The sequence below is a fragment of the Vicingus serpentipes genome, from assembly GCF_007993035.1.
Taxonomy (GTDB): Bacteria; Bacteroidota; Bacteroidia; order Flavobacteriales_E; family Vicingaceae; genus Vicingus; species Vicingus serpentipes.
The window spans coordinates 508,863-529,397 of record NZ_VOOS01000003.1 but is presented as its reverse complement, the minus strand read 5'-3'; the positions used below and the strand labels follow the sequence as shown (position 1 = coordinate 529,397).

16 protein-coding genes are annotated in these 20,535 nt (G+C 29.7%); all 16 read right to left on the bottom strand.

Going from position 1 to position 20,535, the window contains the following annotated elements:
• The 16 genes from FRY74_RS08745 to FRY74_RS08670 all read right to left on the bottom strand — a co-directional run bounded on the left by FRY74_RS08745 (position 1) and on the right by FRY74_RS08670 (position 20,527).
• Positions 1 to 5,049 (bottom strand): PKD domain-containing protein, encoded by a 5,049-nt coding sequence (locus FRY74_RS08745; protein WP_147100588.1) that lies wholly within the window; start codon positions 5,047 to 5,049, stop codon positions 1 to 3.
• 49 nt (positions 5,050 to 5,098) lie between these two features.
• Entirely contained in the window at positions 5,099 to 6,334 is a 1,236-nt protein-coding gene (locus FRY74_RS08740; protein WP_147100586.1) for an Nramp family divalent metal transporter, read from the bottom strand.
• Positions 6,335 to 6,337: 3 nt separating this feature from the next.
• Positions 6,338 to 7,246: a class I SAM-dependent methyltransferase gene (locus FRY74_RS08735; protein ID WP_147100584.1), complete on the bottom strand. Its 909-nt coding sequence runs from the start codon at positions 7,244 to 7,246 to the stop codon at positions 6,338 to 6,340.
• Complete coding sequence (locus tag FRY74_RS08730; RefSeq protein ID WP_170227990.1) at positions 7,247 to 8,023, bottom strand: hypothetical protein; 777 nt, start codon at positions 8,021 to 8,023, stop codon at positions 7,247 to 7,249.
• A 6-nt stretch (positions 8,024 to 8,029) separates the two neighbouring features.
• Positions 8,030 to 8,824 carry a 6-hydroxymethylpterin diphosphokinase MptE-like protein gene (locus FRY74_RS08725; protein WP_147100581.1) on the bottom strand — a complete coding sequence of 265 codons (795 nt, stop codon included), beginning with the start codon at positions 8,822 to 8,824 and terminating at the stop codon, positions 8,030 to 8,032.
• A gap of 8 nt (positions 8,825 to 8,832) precedes the next feature.
• Complete coding sequence (locus FRY74_RS08720) at positions 8,833 to 9,753, bottom strand: phosphoglycerate dehydrogenase (protein WP_147100579.1); 921 nt, start codon at positions 9,751 to 9,753, stop codon at positions 8,833 to 8,835.
• Entirely contained in the window at positions 9,753 to 10,400 is a 648-nt protein-coding gene (locus FRY74_RS08715; RefSeq protein ID WP_147100577.1) for an HAD family hydrolase, read from the bottom strand. Before FRY74_RS08715 ends, FRY74_RS08720 begins: the two co-directional genes overlap by 1 nt.
• On the bottom strand, positions 10,397 to 11,065 hold the full coding sequence (locus FRY74_RS08710) for a cyclase family protein (protein ID WP_147100575.1): 669 nt from the start codon (positions 11,063 to 11,065) through the stop codon (positions 10,397 to 10,399). Before FRY74_RS08710 ends, FRY74_RS08715 begins: the two co-directional genes overlap by 4 nt.
• Positions 11,058 to 11,942 carry an NAD-dependent epimerase/dehydratase family protein gene (locus FRY74_RS08705; RefSeq protein ID WP_223265852.1) on the bottom strand — a complete coding sequence of 295 codons (885 nt, stop codon included), beginning with the start codon at positions 11,940 to 11,942 and terminating at the stop codon, positions 11,058 to 11,060. Before FRY74_RS08705 ends, FRY74_RS08710 begins: the two co-directional genes overlap by 8 nt.
• A 6-nt stretch (positions 11,943 to 11,948) precedes the next feature.
• Positions 11,949 to 12,704, bottom strand: a complete 756-nt coding sequence (locus FRY74_RS08700) for an HpcH/HpaI aldolase family protein (protein ID WP_147100572.1) — start codon at positions 12,702 to 12,704, stop codon at positions 11,949 to 11,951.
• A complete protein-coding gene (locus FRY74_RS08695; protein WP_147100570.1) occupies positions 12,704 to 13,366 on the bottom strand; it encodes an acylneuraminate cytidylyltransferase family protein in 663 nt (220 codons plus the stop codon). The genes FRY74_RS08700 and FRY74_RS08695 overlap by 1 nt, the downstream gene beginning before the upstream one ends.
• Positions 13,363 to 14,856 carry a lipopolysaccharide biosynthesis protein gene (locus FRY74_RS08690; protein WP_147100568.1) on the bottom strand — a complete coding sequence of 498 codons (1,494 nt, stop codon included), beginning with the start codon at positions 14,854 to 14,856 and terminating at the stop codon, positions 13,363 to 13,365. The genes FRY74_RS08695 and FRY74_RS08690 overlap by 4 nt, the downstream gene beginning before the upstream one ends.
• Positions 14,847 to 15,737 (bottom strand): glycosyltransferase, encoded by an 891-nt coding sequence (locus FRY74_RS08685; RefSeq protein ID WP_147100566.1) that lies wholly within the window; start codon positions 15,735 to 15,737, stop codon positions 14,847 to 14,849. The genes FRY74_RS08690 and FRY74_RS08685 overlap by 10 nt, the downstream gene beginning before the upstream one ends.
• 4 nt (positions 15,738 to 15,741) lie before the next feature.
• Positions 15,742 to 18,402, bottom strand: a complete 2,661-nt coding sequence (locus FRY74_RS08680) for a YfhO family protein (protein WP_147100564.1) — start codon at positions 18,400 to 18,402, stop codon at positions 15,742 to 15,744.
• A gap of 71 nt (positions 18,403 to 18,473) precedes the next feature.
• Complete coding sequence (locus FRY74_RS08675; protein ID WP_147100562.1) at positions 18,474 to 20,090, bottom strand: glycosyltransferase family 39 protein; 1,617 nt, start codon at positions 20,088 to 20,090, stop codon at positions 18,474 to 18,476.
• A 59-nt stretch (positions 20,091 to 20,149) separates the two neighbouring features.
• Entirely contained in the window at positions 20,150 to 20,527 is a 378-nt protein-coding gene (locus FRY74_RS08670; RefSeq protein ID WP_147100559.1) for a T9SS type B sorting domain-containing protein, read from the bottom strand.
• Positions 20,528 to 20,535 lie beyond the last annotated feature (8 nt).

The window sequence follows — 20,535 nt, the reverse complement described above, 5'->3', positions numbered from 1 at the left end:
TTATCTTAATAACGTTAAATCACCTACAAAAGAATCTGAGGTTCCATCAATGTAAGTAACTTGAATTTTATAAACATAAACATCTTGTTGGCATAGTTCATCTCTATAGTATCCATCCCAACCTATTTTAATGTCAGTACTAATAAACAATAACTCTCCCCACTTATTAAAAATGTTTAATTCATACTTATCTACTCCATATAATATTGGATGAAAAACATCATTATCTAAATTCCCAGGGGTTACTTCTCCACCATTAGTACCTCCTATATTTGGTGTAAATGCATTTGGAATTTTTATTCCCCCTTCTGCTTTAGCTTCTACTGCTGATATAATTCTAAATGTATCAGTACAATTATTTTCTGTAGAAGCAACTAATTGAATATCATAAAACCCTGGTTGAGTATAAAAATGTTGAGGATTTTGGTCTGTTGATGTTCCACCATCTCCAAAGTCCCAAGAATAGCTAGAAGCAAAATTAGATAGATTAAATAATAATACTGGTTCGTCTGGAATAAAAACTACTGAAGGGCTAACAGTAAATACAGCATTTGGATTTTCATAAACTTCAATTATTTGTGTCTGCGTTTCTGTGTCTTGACCTCCATCTCCAACAACAGTTAGAGTTACTGAATATATACCTGCATTATAATAGGTATAAGTAGGATTTTCTTGAGTAGAAATACCTCCATCTCCAAAATTCCAAGCATTTGAATACCCATAAATTGAATTATTTTGAAACGAAACTGTTAATGGTCTACAACCTTGAGCTGGACCTGTGAAATTCGCAACAGGAACAGGAGGTATGATTTGAATAATACTTGAAGCAGTGTCAGAACAATAAGCTCCTTCAACTAAAACAGAAACAGTATAATTCCCCCAGGTTGAATAAACATGATTAGGTGGTATTGATAATAAAGATGAATCTCCGTCTCCATAATACCAATGATATTGCCAAACACCTGCTGAAGTTGTATTGCTAATTGCAATAGATGTACTAGGGTAAGTTTGTATTAATGGTGTAGGAGTAAATGATGCTTGTGGGGTAGTATATATCGTAATATCTTGAATCATAGTATCTAAACAACCATAAACCGATTCAGATATTAATGAAATAGCATAAGTTACATTATTAGGCGTTGTATTTGTAAATTGATGTGAAGGACTGAATGATGTATCTACTGGTGAACCATCTCCAAAATTCCATACATAAGTTGAAGCACCTATTGAGTTATTTACTAAATTAGAGTTTAATGGGCTACAACCCGAAGTATCAGCTACAAAAATAGCAACTACATCAGGGTAAACGTCAATGCTTTGATATGCTGTATCTTTACATCCATTAATCGTTTCTGAAATTAATGCAGTTTGGAAATTTTGTATTACTCCTGTTGTATTATAAAACGTATGATTAAAGCCTAACGCTGAAGTATCAAAACTTATTCCATCACCAAAATCCCAATGATAGGAAGTTCCACCTATTGAATTATTTACAAATCCAACAGTCAGAGGATGACAACCAATAATATTATCTACTGACAATTGAGCTGTTGTAGCTGGATAAACCAATATTTGTTGATATACAGTATCTGTACATCCATAGATAGATTCAGAAATTAAGGTTACAGTATAAAATGTATTTACTAAACTTGGGTTAACAAATTGATGTGTAGGTGAAGAAGTTGTATCTATAGCTGAACCATCTCCAAAATCCCAATAATATTTAGTTGCGCCTATTGAAAAATTATTAAACGTTGTTGTAAAAGGGCTACATCCAAATGTATCTGCTTGTAATATAGCTGTTACATCTGGATACACCAAAATGTTTTGGAAAGTTGTATCCTTGCACCCATTGTTTGTTTCTGAAACTAAACTAACATTGTAATTTTGAATTACACCAGATGCATTTAAAAATGTATGATTAAAATTTAACGACGTTGTATCAAAACTACTTCCATCATCTAAATTCCAATGATAAAAAGTACCCCCTATTGAATTATTAGTGAAATTAATAGTCAGTGGATGACATCCTATTGTATCATTAGTAGCTAATAAAGCGGTTGTAGCAGGGTAAACTAAAACATCTTGATAAGTTGTATCTAGACATCCAAATACTGATTCTATAATAAGTGAAACTGTATATGTAATATTTGTAAATCCAGGATTAATAAATTGATGTGTAGGATTAAAAGTTGTATCAACTGCAGATCCATCTCCAAAATTCCAATAATATCTATTAGCTCCTGAAGAAAAGTTATTAAACGTAGTTGTAAATGGGCTACAACCAACTGTATCTGCTTGTAAAACAGCAGTCACTTTAGGGTAAACGTCTACCAGTTGTGTAATAGTATCCTTACAATTCCTATCTGTTTCTGCAATTAATTCAACTTGCATTTGAACTGTAGCTCCTGTTGTGTTAGTGTAAGTGTGCTGAAAATTAGAGCTTAAAGTATCAAAAATAGTTCCATCACCTAAATTCCAATGATAAAATGTACCTCCTGTTGAGCTATTTATATAATTAACTTCTAACGGATGACATCCATTAAGAGAATCTATAGTAAACTGTACTGAAGGATTAGGGAAAACCAAAACACTTCCATAAGTCGTATCAACACAAGCAAAAGGAGAAGTTGCTGTTAATGTTACATTATAAACAATGTTATTGGTAACCGTATTATAATAAATATGATTTGGTGTAGGACCAGATCCAAAAGTACCATCTCCAAAATCCCATTGATAATCTACAGCTCCAATAACTGATGGAAATGTTACTAATAATGGACTGCATCCAGAGTCTGGATTAATACTAAATCCAAATTGAGGTTCAGGATATACAACAATATTTTTTTGAACAGTATCAGTACATCCATTTGCACTAGTTACAATTAGCGTTAATAAATTGTTATCAATAAATTGTGTTAAATTTTGATATGTATGATTTGGGCTAAAAGCTGTATCAATAGGTGATCCATCATTAAAATCCCACTCGTAAGCAACTCCTCCAGAAGAAGTATTAGTAAAGTTTACAATTAACGGAGCACAATCTAATGAAGCATTATCAACAAATGATGCTGAAGGGTTAGGAAAAACGGTTACTTGTTGAGTTACAGTATCAGAACAACCAAATGTTGTTTGAGCAATTAATGTAACCGTATAAGTTGTATCATATCCAAATGAGTTTAAAAATAAATGTGATGGATTTATTGCTATTGAAGTATCACCATCTCCAAAATCCCAATAAAAATTAGTTGCATTTGCAGATGATGTATTATTGAAGTTAACCAATAAATCAGCACATCCACTTGTCGTATCTGGAACAAAATTAGCTGTAGGTATATTTTCAACATTAATTTGAACAGTATCAGCACCAACACAAAAGGCTGTATTCACAGTTAAAACCATATTATAAAAACCTGGTGCAGTATACATATGAAAAGGGTTTTGCTGGATAGAAGTAGCACCATCACCAAAATCCCAACTCCAAGTTAAAATAGAATCAGTTCCTAAAAAAGTAGAATTATCAAGAAAAGATGCCATTTCATTAACACAAACACTCTTTGGTGTAAATGCTGGAACTGGTGATTGGTAAACAGTTAAAGTTTGATTAGATGTATTTGGACAACCATTTGCATTAGTAACTGTTAGATCAATATTATAATTACCTGCCGCTCCATAAAATTGCATTGGAGGTGTTGATGTATTATCAGTTTGTCCATTATCAAAATCCCAAACCCAAGTAATTGCATCAATTGATGATGTATTTGTGAAATTAACATTCATACTATCACAACCATTATTATTATCAAAACTAAAACTTGCTAATGGCGTTGCTAATACATGAATATCGAGAGAAGCTGTATCAGTACAACCTCCTGTACCTCCAGTAATATTAGAAACAACTTGTATCGTAAAATCCCCAGCATTATTATAAGTATGATTAACAGCTCCTCCGGCTGATGGAACCCAGCCTCCTCCATCTCCAAAGTTCCAAAAATATGCGTTTGCTCCACCTCCAGAAAGGTTGCTAAATGTTATTGATTCTCCTTCACAAATTGTATCCTTATTCGCATTAAGTGCAGCAAATGGAGGAGGAACAATTTGAATTGTAATAAATGCTGTATCTAATCCACAAAAACTACTATCTACCATCATTACATCATAACTTCCTATTCCAGGATAAGCCATTGTATAAGGATTAGCAGGAGGCCAAGCTACCCAACCTACAATTGAATCATAACCATTACCCCAATAATCACCAAAATTCCACCATTCATAACGTTGAGCTATATTTCCTTGAGCTAAACAATTTCTGTTTGTAATGTTTTGAAAAGTAACAATTGTGTCTGGATAACATAAAACAGTTGCAGAAGCATTAATTGCAGCATCATCTATATCCCAAATTCTTATTGGATTAAATGTTGCCATACTATTTCCTCCTTGAATTGTATTACAGTAATTTTCAGCTGTTAATGTAACTTGAGTAACACAATTTACAGTTCCTTGTTGGTAGGTGTGAGATATTGTTTGCCCAACATTAGTATAATCATAAACTACTGGAGGACTTCCATCACCAAAATCCCATGTAAACACAGTTGTTTCTGATGTATTAGTACTACTATTAATAAATTCTAGAGGTGCTGGTGCACAAGTTTGAGTTAAACCACCAATTGGAATTTGAATAGAAGCGCTTGTTGCTTCTTCCATTACCATAACCCCTTGAATTACACACCCTGAAGTATCTTCAGTAAATGTCACAATAAAAGTATCTACAGCCGAATTATATGTATGAGTTACACTTGCTGGTGGAATTAGAGAACCTCCAGTGCTATTAGAGCTGCCATCTCCCCAATCAATAGTGTAACTACCTATATTATTTGGAGATTGGATTGTTAACGTATAATTATTACCTGTACAATCATACCAATAAGGGGTATTGTTTGGTGTCCCAAAAAAATCATACAACTGAGGACATTGAGCACTTATATTTCCTAAAAAGGAAGATACTAACAGCACAAAAAAAGCTATATGAAGTTTATTTTTATGGTACATAATAAATTGTACGTAAAGATGCTAAAAAAGGTGCAAAATAGAAATGATTTTAAATGGAATTAGTTAAAATCAAAAAATAAATAGAAAACCCAATAAAATAAATTATACCCAACCAACTTAATCCTTTTAATAATAAGCTAGGTTTATTTTCTGTAGGCATCGTTTTACCTGTAATAACTAGATAATTTAAAATAGCAATTATTGGTGAGGACAAAAAAGCTAAGGTAGTTGCGAAATCAACTAAAGCTTTCATATTAGTTAAATAAAAAGCTAAAATAAATACTGTTCCAATCGCTAGTATTAGAATCCATAAAATATAAAACTTCTTATTGTATTTAGCATTACCAATAATTAAATTACAACTTTCAGTTAACGTCCTAGGAGAAGCATCTAAACAAGTTATTGTTGTACTTAACATAGTAGTAAAAGCTGCAATTGCTATAACAAAATAAGCACAACTCCCAATATTATTAGTATAAATACCTATTAATTGTTTGGCAAAAGCTCCTCCACTATTTTGTAATTCAATTCCTGAACCATAAATTGTAATTGCTCCTAAGGAAACAAAACATAAGGCTAAAATCATTGTACCCCAATAGCCAATTTTAAAATCAAGTAAAGCTTCTTTTAAATTACTTTTTTGATGATTATTTTTTTCTGCTGTCCAAAGTGAATGCCAAACCGAAATATCAAACGGAGCAGGCATCCACCCCATTAAAGCTATTAAAAATAACACATGACTTTTTTCAGAGAAAGTAAATGAAACCATATATTCTTGATATTGCTCATTATGACCTGTAAATGCAGCTACTAAAGCAATAATAGTGCTAACTGAAAGCGTTAAGATTATCACTTTCATTACTTTATCTAAAACAGTATATTTTCCTACTAATAAAATAGAGGTACAGATAGCTAACAAAATAGTTGACATTAACCAAGGAGAGATATCCAGTCCAGAAATTTCAGAAGCCAATCCTGCAGTAACAACTGTAACTGCAGATTGAATGATAAACATACTTATAAAAGTGATAGCAATAAATAAATATAAAGCCCAATTACCTATAGCTTTATAGCCATAAAGCAAACTATTACCAGTACTTGCTGCGTATCGAGGACCAAATTCAAAAAAAGGATACTTTAAAAAGTTAGCTATTAATATAGCCCAAACTAACCCATACCCAAAATCAGCGCCAGCCCTAGTAGATTGAACCAAATGAGAAACCCCTATTGCCGCACCTGCATATAATAGCCCTGGCCCTAATATTTTATACCAAGGAGTTTTCATTCACTATTTTAAAGATTCATTAAAGTCGTTTTTAGGTAAGTTTTCACTATATGTATTCATTGCAGTAAATTTACCTGCTTTAGAAAAAGTTTTCTTTGATATTCTCTTAACCAGCCCCCCTAAGGTATTTGCTATAGGCAAAAAATATACTAATGTATCAGGATGTTTGGAAGCATGGAGTTCATGCTCAATTTCGTATAATTTTCTATTTCTATAAGTTGGAGGAAATGCTTCTTTTAATTTATTTTCTGTGTCTTTTACAATTACGTTTACACCATCCCAAAAATCTTTTTCAGCTTCTTTTCTATCATTCTCATTTAAATTTAGGGGATGGCATTTTGTGTATGACTGGAACATTAATTTATATTCCTTGTTGTTATATAAAAAATCCCTATTAGCCTGTCTTACATGCCTATAATTACTATCATCAACTATAATAATAGCATTATCTGCTAAATAAGGTTTCATTAATTCTAAACACATTAATTGACTTCTATAATCATGAGGACCATCTATAAAATAAACTCCAACTTTTTTATCTCCTATATGATTTTTTAAATTCTCTAAAGCATCTTCATAATCTTCATTAACAATGTTTACGTTGTTAAGATTTAATTTTTTAGTTCTTTCATTAACAATAGATAAGTTTTTACCTGCTTTATCAAAAAAAGCAAAATTATCTATCCCATAAACTTGTGCTTTATTTAGAACTCTTGCCACTGACAACAATGTTAATCCTTGAAAAACTCCAACCTCAACATAACAAGTATTTTGATCTAATCTAGCTTTTGCAACATTCTGTAACAATCTAACCATTCTATGCCCAGAAAAACCAGTCAATACTTCGTCATCAGTAATAATCCCATCACTTTCAACAGCCTCTTTTATTGCTTTATGGTAATTTTCAATCATTTAATTGTATTTTTTCTCTATTAATTCATTTAAATTATCAAGGATAAATCTACTTCCTTTTTTTGTTAAATGTACATTATCACAAGTATATTCATGTATTTCTGAATATGACAACTTTGTTAAGTCCAAAATTGTGCTATTTTTTAAAAAAGCCAACATCATTTTACTTTTTTCTAAAATCATACCTGAATTAGAAGGTCGTTTTTTATAATTTCCAACCCAGTTTAAATCAACATCATTACAACTTATCCATATTAAATTTTCAATTTTATTAAATTCAGTAGCTATCAATTCAACCATGAATTCAGGGACTGTTGACGATGTTTTCTCACCATTATATTCTTCACTGTAGCCTTTAAAATCAATCAGTCTTTGATAAATTTCCTCACCAAAAAAACCAATAATTTTACTTTTTTTAGACTCTAAAATTTCTATATTTTGAGAGATTGGTCGAGATGCAAAATCTACTACACCTATATGAGCTAAAACAAATTTGTATTGTTTTTTTGTATTGTGATAATATTCCAAAAAATCATAAACGGTTGTTGTTCGCTCCGGACAAACATACACATCTGCTTTATAGTTTTTTATAAAATACTTAGTATACCAAGAGAAAGGATTGTATTTATGAGTTATTTTAGTCACATCAAACCCTCTAGAATCAGTAAAAATAAATATAGATGGCTTATTAGAATTTTTAAGTTTATAAAATATTAATCTCAACTTTATAACTGTAGCCAAGAAGAAATAAAATATTTCACTCAATTTCCTTTTCACAATAACTTATTTGAATAAAGAGTTGAAATCTAAACGATTAAATACTTCTAAATTTCCACCAACAGTTGCATTTATAACTTTTCTATCATCTAATTCAAACATTAATCTTGCTAAGCGGTAACTTTTTAAAACGTTATGTAATTTAGGATCATGCCACTTTTTACCTTTACCAAAATAATCAGGATGAAAATGATTAACATCATCTTCGGTGCTTTCAATTACATTGCCATCAACTTTAGCACTATCTGGTATATTATAACTAAAATCCATTCCAATCAAATAAACTTCTGTAAACCCTAAATAATAGGCTAATTGTAAATTCACAATGGTTACAGATTGTCCACAAAACGCTTCCTCTGATAAATCTTGAGAAAATCTAGGTATCTCAAAATAAGGACTAGTGTCGTTGTAAAAAGAATAATCTAAATTCAAAAAATAACGATTGTCTCCCTTTTTAAATTTAGACTTAAATTTAGCGGGAAAAAACATATAATCACACTGGTAATTATTAATCTCATTGATATTATCATTTATCACATGAGGGTCTTCTACAACATAAAAACTAGGCTTATAGCCCATTTCTTGGGTTTTATAATAAATTGAATTAACAGCAAAACTGTACTCGTTTTCTAATAGTTTTAAATCAATTTTATTTAAAGAAGGACCATTACCTACAATAAAACAACGTTTTCCTTTAAATTTATCCTTAAGTTTAGCAATTTCATACTTACTTCGACTCAACTTTCCTGGCTGATCAATCAAGCTATTTGGAACTAATTCTTTTATTTTTTTCTTCAACATATCAGTTATCACTGTATTTTAAAATCTATTAAATGGCCAATTGCACTCATCCCCATAGCTAAAACAGCTTCTTTTGCATTCCCTCCAATATGAGGGGTGCAAATTAAGTTTGGTAAACTTAGTAATTTCATATTAGTAGGCGGTTCTTCTTCATAAACATCAAGTGATGCAGCCTTAATTTTCCCTTCAGTTAAAGCAAAATATAAATCATTTTCTTCCACTATACCTCCTCGAGCTGTATTTAATATTATAGCATTTGATTTCATCATATCAAATGCTTGCTTATTTAATATATACTTTGTCTCTATTGTTAAAGGGGTATGAATTGTAATAACATCACAATTTTTAAAAATTTCTTCTTTTGATGCTTCTATTAATTTATTTTCAGCATAATACGCATCTTGATTAATCACATCATTAACCAATATTTTACAATTAAAAGGTTTTAACATTTTTATCAATTCCTTACCAATAAAACCAACACCAATAATCCCAACCGTTTTGCCCGTAAGTTGTTCTCCTCCATCTTTTTTCCATACACCATCACTAAGTAAATTAGAAGTTTGGTATAAATTACGTAACAAAGAAAGTGCATTTCCTAAGACCATTTCAGCAACAGAAACTCTATTTACTCCACCAGTCCAACCGATCTTCACATTATATTTTTTGCATGCTTCTAAATCTATGTTATTTAATCCAACACCATATTTAGCAATAATTTTCAAGTGTGGTAATTGACTTAAAACTTCATCATCTATTTCATCTAAACCAACAATTGCGGCATCATAATCTTTTAAATATTCAACTAGTTCACTTTTAGAAAAAAGTAACCCTTCTAAATTTAACTTAGCATCAGGAAATTCTTCTCCCATTTTGGCAATTAAATCAGGATGTTTAGAAAATGATGGTGATGTTACCGCTACTCTCATTAATTTATTTTTTTTATTACTGATTCCAAACTTAGTAAATCCTTAATTTTAATAACACTTTTATCAGCAAAAAGTAGCTCATTTTCTTTATGTTCTCTCAAAATAAAATATAAGTTATGGTAACTAGCGGCATCATAATCAGTAGTAGCATCTCCAATAAAAACTATTTCCTTATTACTTAATCCTATTTCAGGCATTAATTGATTACACCATTTTATTTTATTAGTGGGAGAACCGCATATTTTTTCAAACAAATGTGAGATTTCTAAATCATTACAGATTTTTTCAATTTCATTTTGTGGTGTTCCTGTTATAATATACTGTTTATAAATTTTACTCAGATTTGTAATTGTATTTAAAGCCCCATTTACATAAGGGCTTTCTACTACTTTTTTCAAAACTAAATCTGAAAATTTTTGAGCCCAAAGTTCTAACTCATTATCTGAAATTTCAATGTTTAAATGTGTTTTATGCCAATACCTAATTTTTTCAAATCTAGAAACACCTCCATGTTCAATATGATAGTGTTCAACTTGTTTAGCAATAGCTTCACCAAATTCAATATATAAATCATAAAATGCTTTTGATTTTATATCAGTAGATTCTTTAATGACTCCATCAAAATCGTAAAATATAGCTTTTATCATACTGTTTTTGCAATTATAGTTACTGGAGCGCCATCAGCTTTATCAAGTAAAAGAGGAGCAATAATTACTTCATTAAACTGAGTCTGAGAAGATACTTGAGATAAGTCTACCTCTTCAACAATTAAAATATCATTCTCAATTAAATATTCTTTATGGGCTTCTCTTCCTATTTCTCTTTGCTGGAATGAGTTCATTGAAATTAAATCAAAAGCAATCGCTTTTAAATTAGGGAGGTTTTGTTTTAAAAAAGTTGCAGTCTCTGGATGAAATCCGAATCCAAACTCCCAGTATTGAGGCGTATATCGTTTAGAACAGAAACCTGTTTTAATAAATAAAAGTTGAATATTGGGATCTAAATGATCTATCTCTAAATTTTTATTTTTGATTAAATAATCTTCTACTTTTTCGGAGTCAATCTCAACAATACCAATTTGATCATATATAAAATCTCTAGCTTGATAGTCTGTAGATTTTTTTCCATTTATAGAAAAATGATAAGGAAAATCAATATGAGTACCATAATGTGTGGGCATTTCAAAAACAGAATTGTTACTGGTATCTCCACAACACATATCTCTTACTTGAGAAATTTTAAAACGATTGCCATTTCCATAACCAAAGGCTTCATCATTTAATGGGTAAGATAAAAACAAGGTTTTACTCATCTCCCTTTAATATTTCATTTGCTTCTTGAATGCAGGCTAACAGTCCTTGTCCCATTTCAACATAAGGATTAGGAGTTAATTTCTGACTAGTTTTTGCCGTAAAACTGTATGGAGTATATTTGTAATGATTTTTATACCCATCAGCTGAAAGGTTGATCTTCAAAGTATCACCCAATATTTCATTAATCATTTTAAATAATTCACCACGCTTTATACGTTCTACACCAGTTAATACTAGATGTTTATTTTTATGTTCTTCATTTTCTATAACATCTGCCGATAATTTTGCTGCGTCAAAAGCATGAATATATTCCCTTACCTCTTCTCCATCCCCTGCATGATTTATTTCTCCAGTTTTAATCGCATTTTTAACTAAATTAAAAATGTAATTGTTTTCAAAATCTCTTTCACTATACAATGACCCATAACGTAAAATCGTATAATCTAAATTGTATTTTTCTTTGTACTCTTCAACTATCTTTTCTGAAGATAATTTAGATAAACCATAAAAAGAACCTTTACTACTCATAGCATAAGCACTACTGGCATAAACAAAATGCTTCACTTCATGTTTTACGCATAAATCTATAAGATTAAGATTACCCATAACATTTAACTGAAATGCAGCAACAGGGTTTTCAACCGCCTTTTCTAAACTAGCAAATCCAGCTAAGTTATAAACAACATCAAATTTATGATCCGCAAAAAGTTGACTTAAATGGTGAACATCTAAAATGTCCGTTTTAATAAATTTATCTAAAGGGATATGCTCTGAATCATTAATATCTAGAGCAAATGCATTATAACCACGTTCTAACAATTCTGTCACTAAATAACTACCTAAAAACCCTGTACCTCCAAAAACTGCTATCTTCATATTCATCTATTTTTTAAGTAATGCCATTTGTTCTCTAGCTTTATCTCCCAAAAAGAAAAAGTCTAATGAAAAAGCTAAGAAAGTATAACCTAAATCAATTTTTAACTGGGTAAAACTATAATCTGATTGAATTACATGAGCACCTTTAGGTTTATTCAAAGCATCACAAATTTTATCATATTTTGCAATAGCTTCTTTTACTTCTGGCAAATCATACTGTCCAGGCTTATTCATTGAAGCTGACAAATCATAAGGCCCAATTAAAGTAGAGTCAATCTCTTCTATAGATAGAATTTCCTCTAAGTTATTAATTGCATCAATGTGCTCTATTTGAGCAATTACAACTACATCATTTTTTAACGTTTCTTGATATTTATCAAATCCAAGACCATAATCTTGAGCTCTTGATAAACCAACTCCCCTTTTCCCTAATGGTGGATAATAAACATGATTAACTAGTTCTTGAGCCTCTTGTTTAGACTTAATCATTGGAACTATAATTCCATCTGCTCCGGCATCTAGTACCCGCTTGATGATTACTTCATCATTGCCATAAACTCTGACAAAAGCTTTAATTCCTTTGCCTTGAATAAAACCAATTAAATTTTGGACACTTTCTATATTTACTGCCGAATGCTCAATATCAATCGTTAACCAATCAAAACCTGCCGTTGCCATTATTTCAATAACAGCTTGGTTTGGAATTGTTATCCAACTACCTAAGGTTAATTGTTTATTTCGTATTTTTTGTTTTAAGTTCATTACTTCACTAAGTTAAGTTTTTGAATAGTTTCAGCTAAGATAAAATCTTGAGGTTCATCAATATCTATTGCTTCTAATTTATCAATTTCAAACATTAAGGGTTTTACCCCAATCCTCTTGTTTCCCGAATTAGAAAAAGATTCTTTTGTAAAAATAAAGATATTAGAATTTTCTTCAAAAAGTGGGGGCAAATCTTGTGTTCTTATTAATTCATTAGGATTGTGATTTACTGGCTTCCCATCTTTCCAATACAAACGCGTTTGAAGTTTTGTCACAGAAAATAAAGAATCTTTATCCGAATTTTTAAATTCTTGAATAGCATTAGTTATTGTCTCTGTCTTAAGCAAAGGATTAGTGCTATGTGTTTGAATATAAATATCTCCATCTGATCTATCCAGATCGTTATTTATAATTTCATTCATAGAAACAAAATCACCACAAATTTCTTGGGGACGTTGATGAATTTTTACTTTTGAAAAAGTAGTTGCGCTATCGGCAATTTTATCACTATCTGTATTAATTATAACCTCATCAACCAATTTGCAATTCTGCAAAGATTCAAGCACATGATGAAACAAGGGTTTTCCATTAAAATCTTTTAGATTTTTATTCGGCACTCTTTCTGAGTTTCCCTTCATAGGTAAAAGTGCTATAATTTTCATTTTTTTCTGATATATTTATTCCAACTATTATCAATAAGCTGGTTCATTTCTTTGGATGATTTTAGGATATAATTTCCTCCAATAAAAATAAAACTAATAATTAAACTGTTCAAGCCAATTTCTATAAAGTTATTAGCCGAAAATATTGGCTTAATATAAAACACACCTATTACAATTATTGTTGTAATGGTAATATAAATATGTTGTATCGAAATTAAATTCATCTTTAACCGAATTATCACTAAAACATATTTAATTATAGAATAAACAAACACAGTTAAACTTGTTGCAATTGCGGCTCCAACTATTCCATATTCTTTAATAAAAAAGTAATTTGTAATAAAGGTTAATCCTATTAAAATAGGTATCAAAACACCGTTCCATTTATAATGTTTTGTAGCATTTATCATTAAATCAGTTGTACCAAAAATAACATCTAAAACTTTAGAAATCCCTATAAAAAATACTGCCCATTTTCCTGTCGAATAAATAGTACCATTAGGTATTATTAAAAATAATTCATCTATATTATACCAAATAATTAAAAACATAAACAAACCTATAATTGACATATTAACTCCGGTTTGCTTATACATCTCACTAAGCTCTTCTTGTTTATTTTCAGTAACGTTTTTTGACATTATGGGAAATGCTAGTTGATGAACTATTCGCTTAGGCAACTCTATAACTGTTGCAATAAAAAAGGCTATTGAATATATTCCTAATTGTCCAAAATCATCTGTAATTCCACTAATCATTACTGAATCAATTTTACCTACCATTACAACCCCACTAACTCCAATTATTAAATAGAAAGCATAAGATTTTATTTCTTTCTTTTTCTCCGAAGAAACATTCAATTTTGGTAAACTGAATTTGAATTTTAAATGTTTCTTAAAAAAGAAAAAGAGAACTAGTACTTCAATGAAATGTGCAAACACATAAAATAAAACCAAATGATAAAAATTTAATATTTGAACTGAAAAACAAACAAGAAGAGCTATTAGTACTACTCTTCTAAATATACTTTTTAAGAATGCAGAGAACACTGTTAGAGAGGCAGTTGCTAGTATCGCTTCTAACAAATATTGATATGCATAACAAAATACTAAAGGAATAATAAATACTAAAAATTGACTGTAAGTAACTGCATCAGCACCCAACGATTTAATTAAATTAGACTCAAAAACGAAGAAAACAATTGCTGTAATAACAACTGTCATCAGAGGTATTATAAACAATAAATTTATAAATTCATTCCTATCTTTTCCTTCTGCAAAAAGATGTATAAAACGAGCTGGTAAACCACTTGTGCCAAATAAAATAAAAGGCAAAAGTAATATCGATACATCTACTACGTAACTCAAAATTCCTATTTGAAGTTCAGAAATAATTGCCGTTTGAAGCCACAATACATTCACAACTCCAAGTAAAACACCTAGGTAATTAATTATTGATGTTGATATGGTTTTACGAATTACTATCCCCATAACCCTCTACTAATCCACCATCTAAACTTTAACAACATTACTCCTTTTGATACTTGTCCCTTTATTAAATAAATAAAAAATAATGCAAATGTTCCTCCCCATTTATAAAGCTCCAATATTGAACGTTTTAAAAACTCGCCAGTTTTTTTTGTTCTTAGTTTTTCTGAAACGCCAATTCCTTCAGCTTGTTTTTTAATAAATTCAACAGTTAACCTTTTTTCTGGAATCACGTGATGAACTAACATTTTTGGGTAATAATAAATTGGAATCCCGGCTTCTTTAATTCTAAAAAAAAAGTCTTTTTCCTCTCCTCCAAGCATCGATATTCCTGTGCGTCCTAAAGATTCGTTAAACATTCCTATCTTATCTATAACCCCTTTTGATACTCCCATATTTGCTCCAATAGGATATTTTGATCCTTTAAATAACTTAACTTCATTTCCTAAATCAATAATAGACATTAATGAAGATAAATATTTAGACATCCATGCAGGTAATTCACATTCTAAAAATGGTAATATTTTACCTCCAAAACCTAAATCTCCTTCTGATTTTTTTAGATATACAGCTAACTCTTTGATATAATTTTCATCTAAAAAAGCATCATCATCTACAAAAACGATAAAATCTCCTTTTGATTCTTTTATACCTCTATTACGAGCATATGATAATCCTTGATTTTTTTCTAAGAAATAATTGAAATTAATTGATGGGTTTTCTTTTTTAAAATTTAAACAAATTTCTTCGGTATTATCTGTTGACTTATTATTTACTAAAACAATTTCAAAATCAGTTTTTTCACAAATTTGCGAATGAATGCTTTCTAGCATTTTAGGCAAATAGACTTCTCTATTATAAGTACAAACTACAACAGAAATCATACGATTATACCCCTGTTAATTTATCTTCATTTTTAGCTTTCCATTCTTGAAAAAAACTAAATGCTAATGCTAGAATAATTAAAACAAAAACACTAATTGATATAATATCACCTACCACAATCATTTTTGGTTCAAATTTAAACTCTATCTTATGTTCACCTGCAGGAACAGGTAAAGATCTCAAAACATAATTAGCTCTTAAATGTGGGACTTGTTTCCCATCTATATAAGCAACCCAGTCATCATGATAATACATTTCAGAAAAAACAGCTAATTGATTAGTATTAGATTTACTATTGTATACAATATGGTTAGGCTTGTAGTCTTCCATAACAATAAATGCTTCATTATTTTGATAACTCTTATCTATAAGATTTTCAAACTTTTTATCAACTACAGCAGTCTCTTTAGGATTTATATCTCCTATTGCCAATATTTCTTGATTAGCATTTTCAACTACTTTTGTATTATTCACAAACCAAGCATTCCCATAGGCGTATTGATTATCCAGTACTAAGTTTCCTTGATATAAATAGTATTTTGTATTCAACATATTTAACACCTTTGTTTTTTCTGGTGTTTGTAACATCGACAATTCTCCTTGAATATAAAAATCAATCATATCCTGATACCTTGCCATTTTCGCTGCATGATAACCACCTGATGATTTGTGAAAATAAGCTACAGTAGCACTATTAAAAGGATTATCTAAATTCATTACCCGGTAATTAGTATTAAAATTAAGCGTAGCAAATCGAATGCTCTCTTCAATTTTTGAACTATTCTTTTTACTTACCTTTTTTGCTTCACTTATTCTTTCTAATGCTTCTTGTTCTATTTTAGGATTTTTTTCAGTTTGTATTGAATATATTTGATAATCTCCTTGGCTTGCATTAGGAGTATTTTCAAATCCAGTTATCTTTTCCCATGATAGATATTCTCGTTTGTTTTGTGGATTTTTTTCATTATTTAAATAACGTTTGTCAACTAAAGTAACGTCAATTAATGCTAAAAAAGCTAATCCTAAAATAGCTAAATTATATTTTAATTTATCGCTAATCCAAAGGAAAAGTAAGGCTATTGCTATTGTCATAAAACCAAGGGTTCTGAATGCATCTTTTTGAAACTCTCCACTCCTAAATTCAGTAAGTGTTAATTCAAGATCAGCTATATTTATAGCTCCATTTTGTTGATTATACAAACCATTTAACAATACATTTTCGGTATCACTTGTAAACGACAATAGATTAGGCATTAAAGCCAATATTAGAACAATTCCTCCTATACTTCCAGCACCTATCATTAACTTCTTTAAATTTTGCTTCGCCCATTCTTTGTTTTTATAAATATAATTTATAAACAAAACAGCCATTAAAGGAAATAATAGATTTAAAATAACAAGTATGGATGATACTGCCCTAAACTTACTGTATAAAGGCACATAGTCAATAAAAAAGTTAGTTAACCACATTTCGTCAACAGAACCTCCTAAATTTTTTCCCCATGCAAGTAACAAGGCTAAAAAACTAACTCCCGCAAATGCCCATTTTAATTTTGATTTAACAAAAATCAAATACATAATTGCTAATAGAACAATTACAGCACCCAAATAATTAGCACCAGAAGTAAAGGGCTGATCCCCCCAATACCCTCCAAAAACTTTACCTCCATTTTTCTGATATTGCTCAACTGAAAAATTATACAATTGAGGATTACTCTCTCTTAAGTAGTCAAAATACTTACCTGTTAAATTTTTACTATCCCCTTTTGCGTTAGGAATTAGAAGATTTAATGATTCTTGCTTACCATAACACCATTGAACAATATAATCTCTATCTAATCCTGATGATTGAGTTTTTTCTTTACTATTACCATCTGGTTTTACAGTTATCTCAGGCGTCCCTCTCATTGTATCCTTACCGTATGAATAAGTATAATAAGTATTAGTAAAATTGGCTAATAAGCCAAAGCTTGATGCAACAACGATTAATATGGTTCTAATCAAAAAAGACTTGATTTGATTTGATTTGATGTAGTTTATAAATTCATAAATACCAATAGCTATTAAAATAAATGCTAAATAATAAGTCATCTGAATGTGCCCTGCTCTTATTTCAAGAGCCATAAAAAATGCTAATAAAGCTGTTGGAAATAACAACTTTTTACTTTTATACATCATTATAAATGCACCTAATACAGCTGGCATATAAGCTATAGCTCTCATTTTTGTATTATGTCCCGCTTCAATAATCAATAAATTATATGAAATAAATGCAAAAGCTACAGCTCCAATTATTGCAATTAACGTTTCAACCTTTAAAGACTTTGATAGAATTAAAAAAGACACCATAGAAATAAACATTACGTCTATTGGAAATGGCAGTCCTAGCCCAATTAATTTATCAATTTGGGTAAATCCATTTAAATAGATTGTATTAATAATATACCCAGGCATACCCCCAAACATTGAGTTTGTCCAAACAGCTTCTTTTCCATAAAATGCTCTAAAATCCATCAACTCCTTAGCTGCTGATTTCCAACTTGAAGTATCTCCTTGTACTAAAAAATATCCTTGTAAAGCAGGTAGAAAATATATACTTGCAACTGCAAGAAAGCCAGCTAAAATGGCTAGATATTTCCAGTTTTTATTAAAAAATTCTTTCATATTTATTTTAAATTATAGCTTGATTCAAATTTAATAGTTTCAAAAACGAATTAAAACTTATTTCTATCTTATTATTGAGATAGGAAAACTTCAAAATGTTTTAGTTTAATTTTTTTGTAATTATAATCTTCTAGTATTTTAGTTTTTGAAGCTGGATAATAATCTAGGTAGTTTTTTGGTATAACTACCGCTCCTATCCTATTCATTTTTAATTCTTCAGTAACATTTTTATACAATCCATTTTCTCGAATATAATAACCTGGATTTTGCATTGAGTTTTTTCTCAAATCAACTATAGATTCGTCTTGTAGATAATAACGTAATGACTGTCCATTAAATGCAATAATGTTGTGTTTAGAATTCAACAATTCCTTTAATTCTAATATATCTTGATTAAAAGACTCTCTTTCTTTTATATTTATATTTATATTATCAGTATAATTTAAATTAAAAAAAGGAATGAAAATATAGCCGATTAATAAAGCTAGCAAAACATATTCTTTTATTTTTTTATTGGTTTTTATATATTGAAACTCCTTTAAATCTATTACTGATATATTATATACAATTGCAAAAATTAGCAATCCGATAACTGGAAAAATGTAAGTCTTATTTAAAATAAAGGGAGTTATAGCAATAAAATAAGTAAATGCAACAAGATAAGGAATGATGTAAGTTTTATTTTTTGCTATTTTTCTTGAAATTATAAGGAGTATTATTACAGTAAATATTATTACAGTAAATAAAACAATATTCTCATAAAACATTGTTTTCCATGCTCCTCCCATATCAACACTGTCATACTCATCATTCCCTTTTAAAAATATTCGAGCCGCATACATTATCCATGTTTTTACTGGGGCTAATGTTTTTAAAATACCAGGCCAAAGAGCAATAATTGTAATGAAAAAGCTCCCAAATATTTGAAGTGAAAAATTAAAAATTACTTTTATTTGCTTTGTTAATAATAAGGCTAAAATTGCACCTGCAACAACAAACAAACCTGTCTCTAAAGATAAAAACATAAAAGCAGTTGACACACCAACAAATAAAGCATTCTTTTTAGTTTGATTGTTAATCCAACGAATTAAGCAGGCAACAAAAATTACCGAAAAAAGAAATTGAAAAGTATGAAAATTGAGTGTTTCAAAGCTGTAATTAAAGATATCGCTTAAAATCAAAAGTATTGAGAAGATTAATATACTACTAAAACTTTGAGCGGTTAATATTTTTGCAATTCTGAGTGAAATTAAAAGCGATAAAATAGTAAATACGCCTAAAAGGATATTGCTAAACCTTAAACTTTTATCTTTTTCATAAATATTAGCATTTGAAGTAAAAAAACTCCAATAATAAGTTGCTAAGGGAGGGTGATAATGACGTAAATAAAACGGGTTTAGATTTTCATCAGGGTAGTTATATTCCTTTACCAACTGCTGATTAAGTAAAGTATCCTTATCAGCTCTAGCTTTTCCAATTTTATAAAAACCAATAAAATTTAAGCTGTTTTTTTCTAATGCATTATAAACAATTCCTTTGTCTGCCAAACTGCTGTAATGTACTTCATCCCAACTTAAATTTTCATGAATATATGTATTAGATTTTAGACAGAAATAAAGCAACCCTATTAAAAGCAGGGCTATTAAAATTAAATTACTTTTAGAAAAAATGGTAGTTGGAATCTTCACTTTTAAACTCTAATAAAAAGTAAATATAGCAATAATGTTGAGGTTACTTTGATGAAATTTTATCTCATCAAAGTAAGCGAACCTTTATAAGTTTTTTGAGACTCTATATTATTAAAGCTATAAACCACATCAAACACATAAAAATAAGTCCCTTCAGGTACTTCTGAACCTGTTGTAGTCCTACCATTCCATTGGTCATTTACAAAATTTGATTTATAAAGTAATTGCCCCCATCTATTATAGATTTTTTTCTCTATACTCTTTATACAGTCTGCATATATACTAAACCCATCATTATAACCATCGATATCTGGAGTAAAAATATTAGGCATTATTACCTTATTGACAACAATATCTGTGGTATCACATTGTGAATACACTTTAGTTGAAAGTAAACACAAAGAAATAATAACTTGTAATCCTAAAAATTTATTCATTTTTTAAA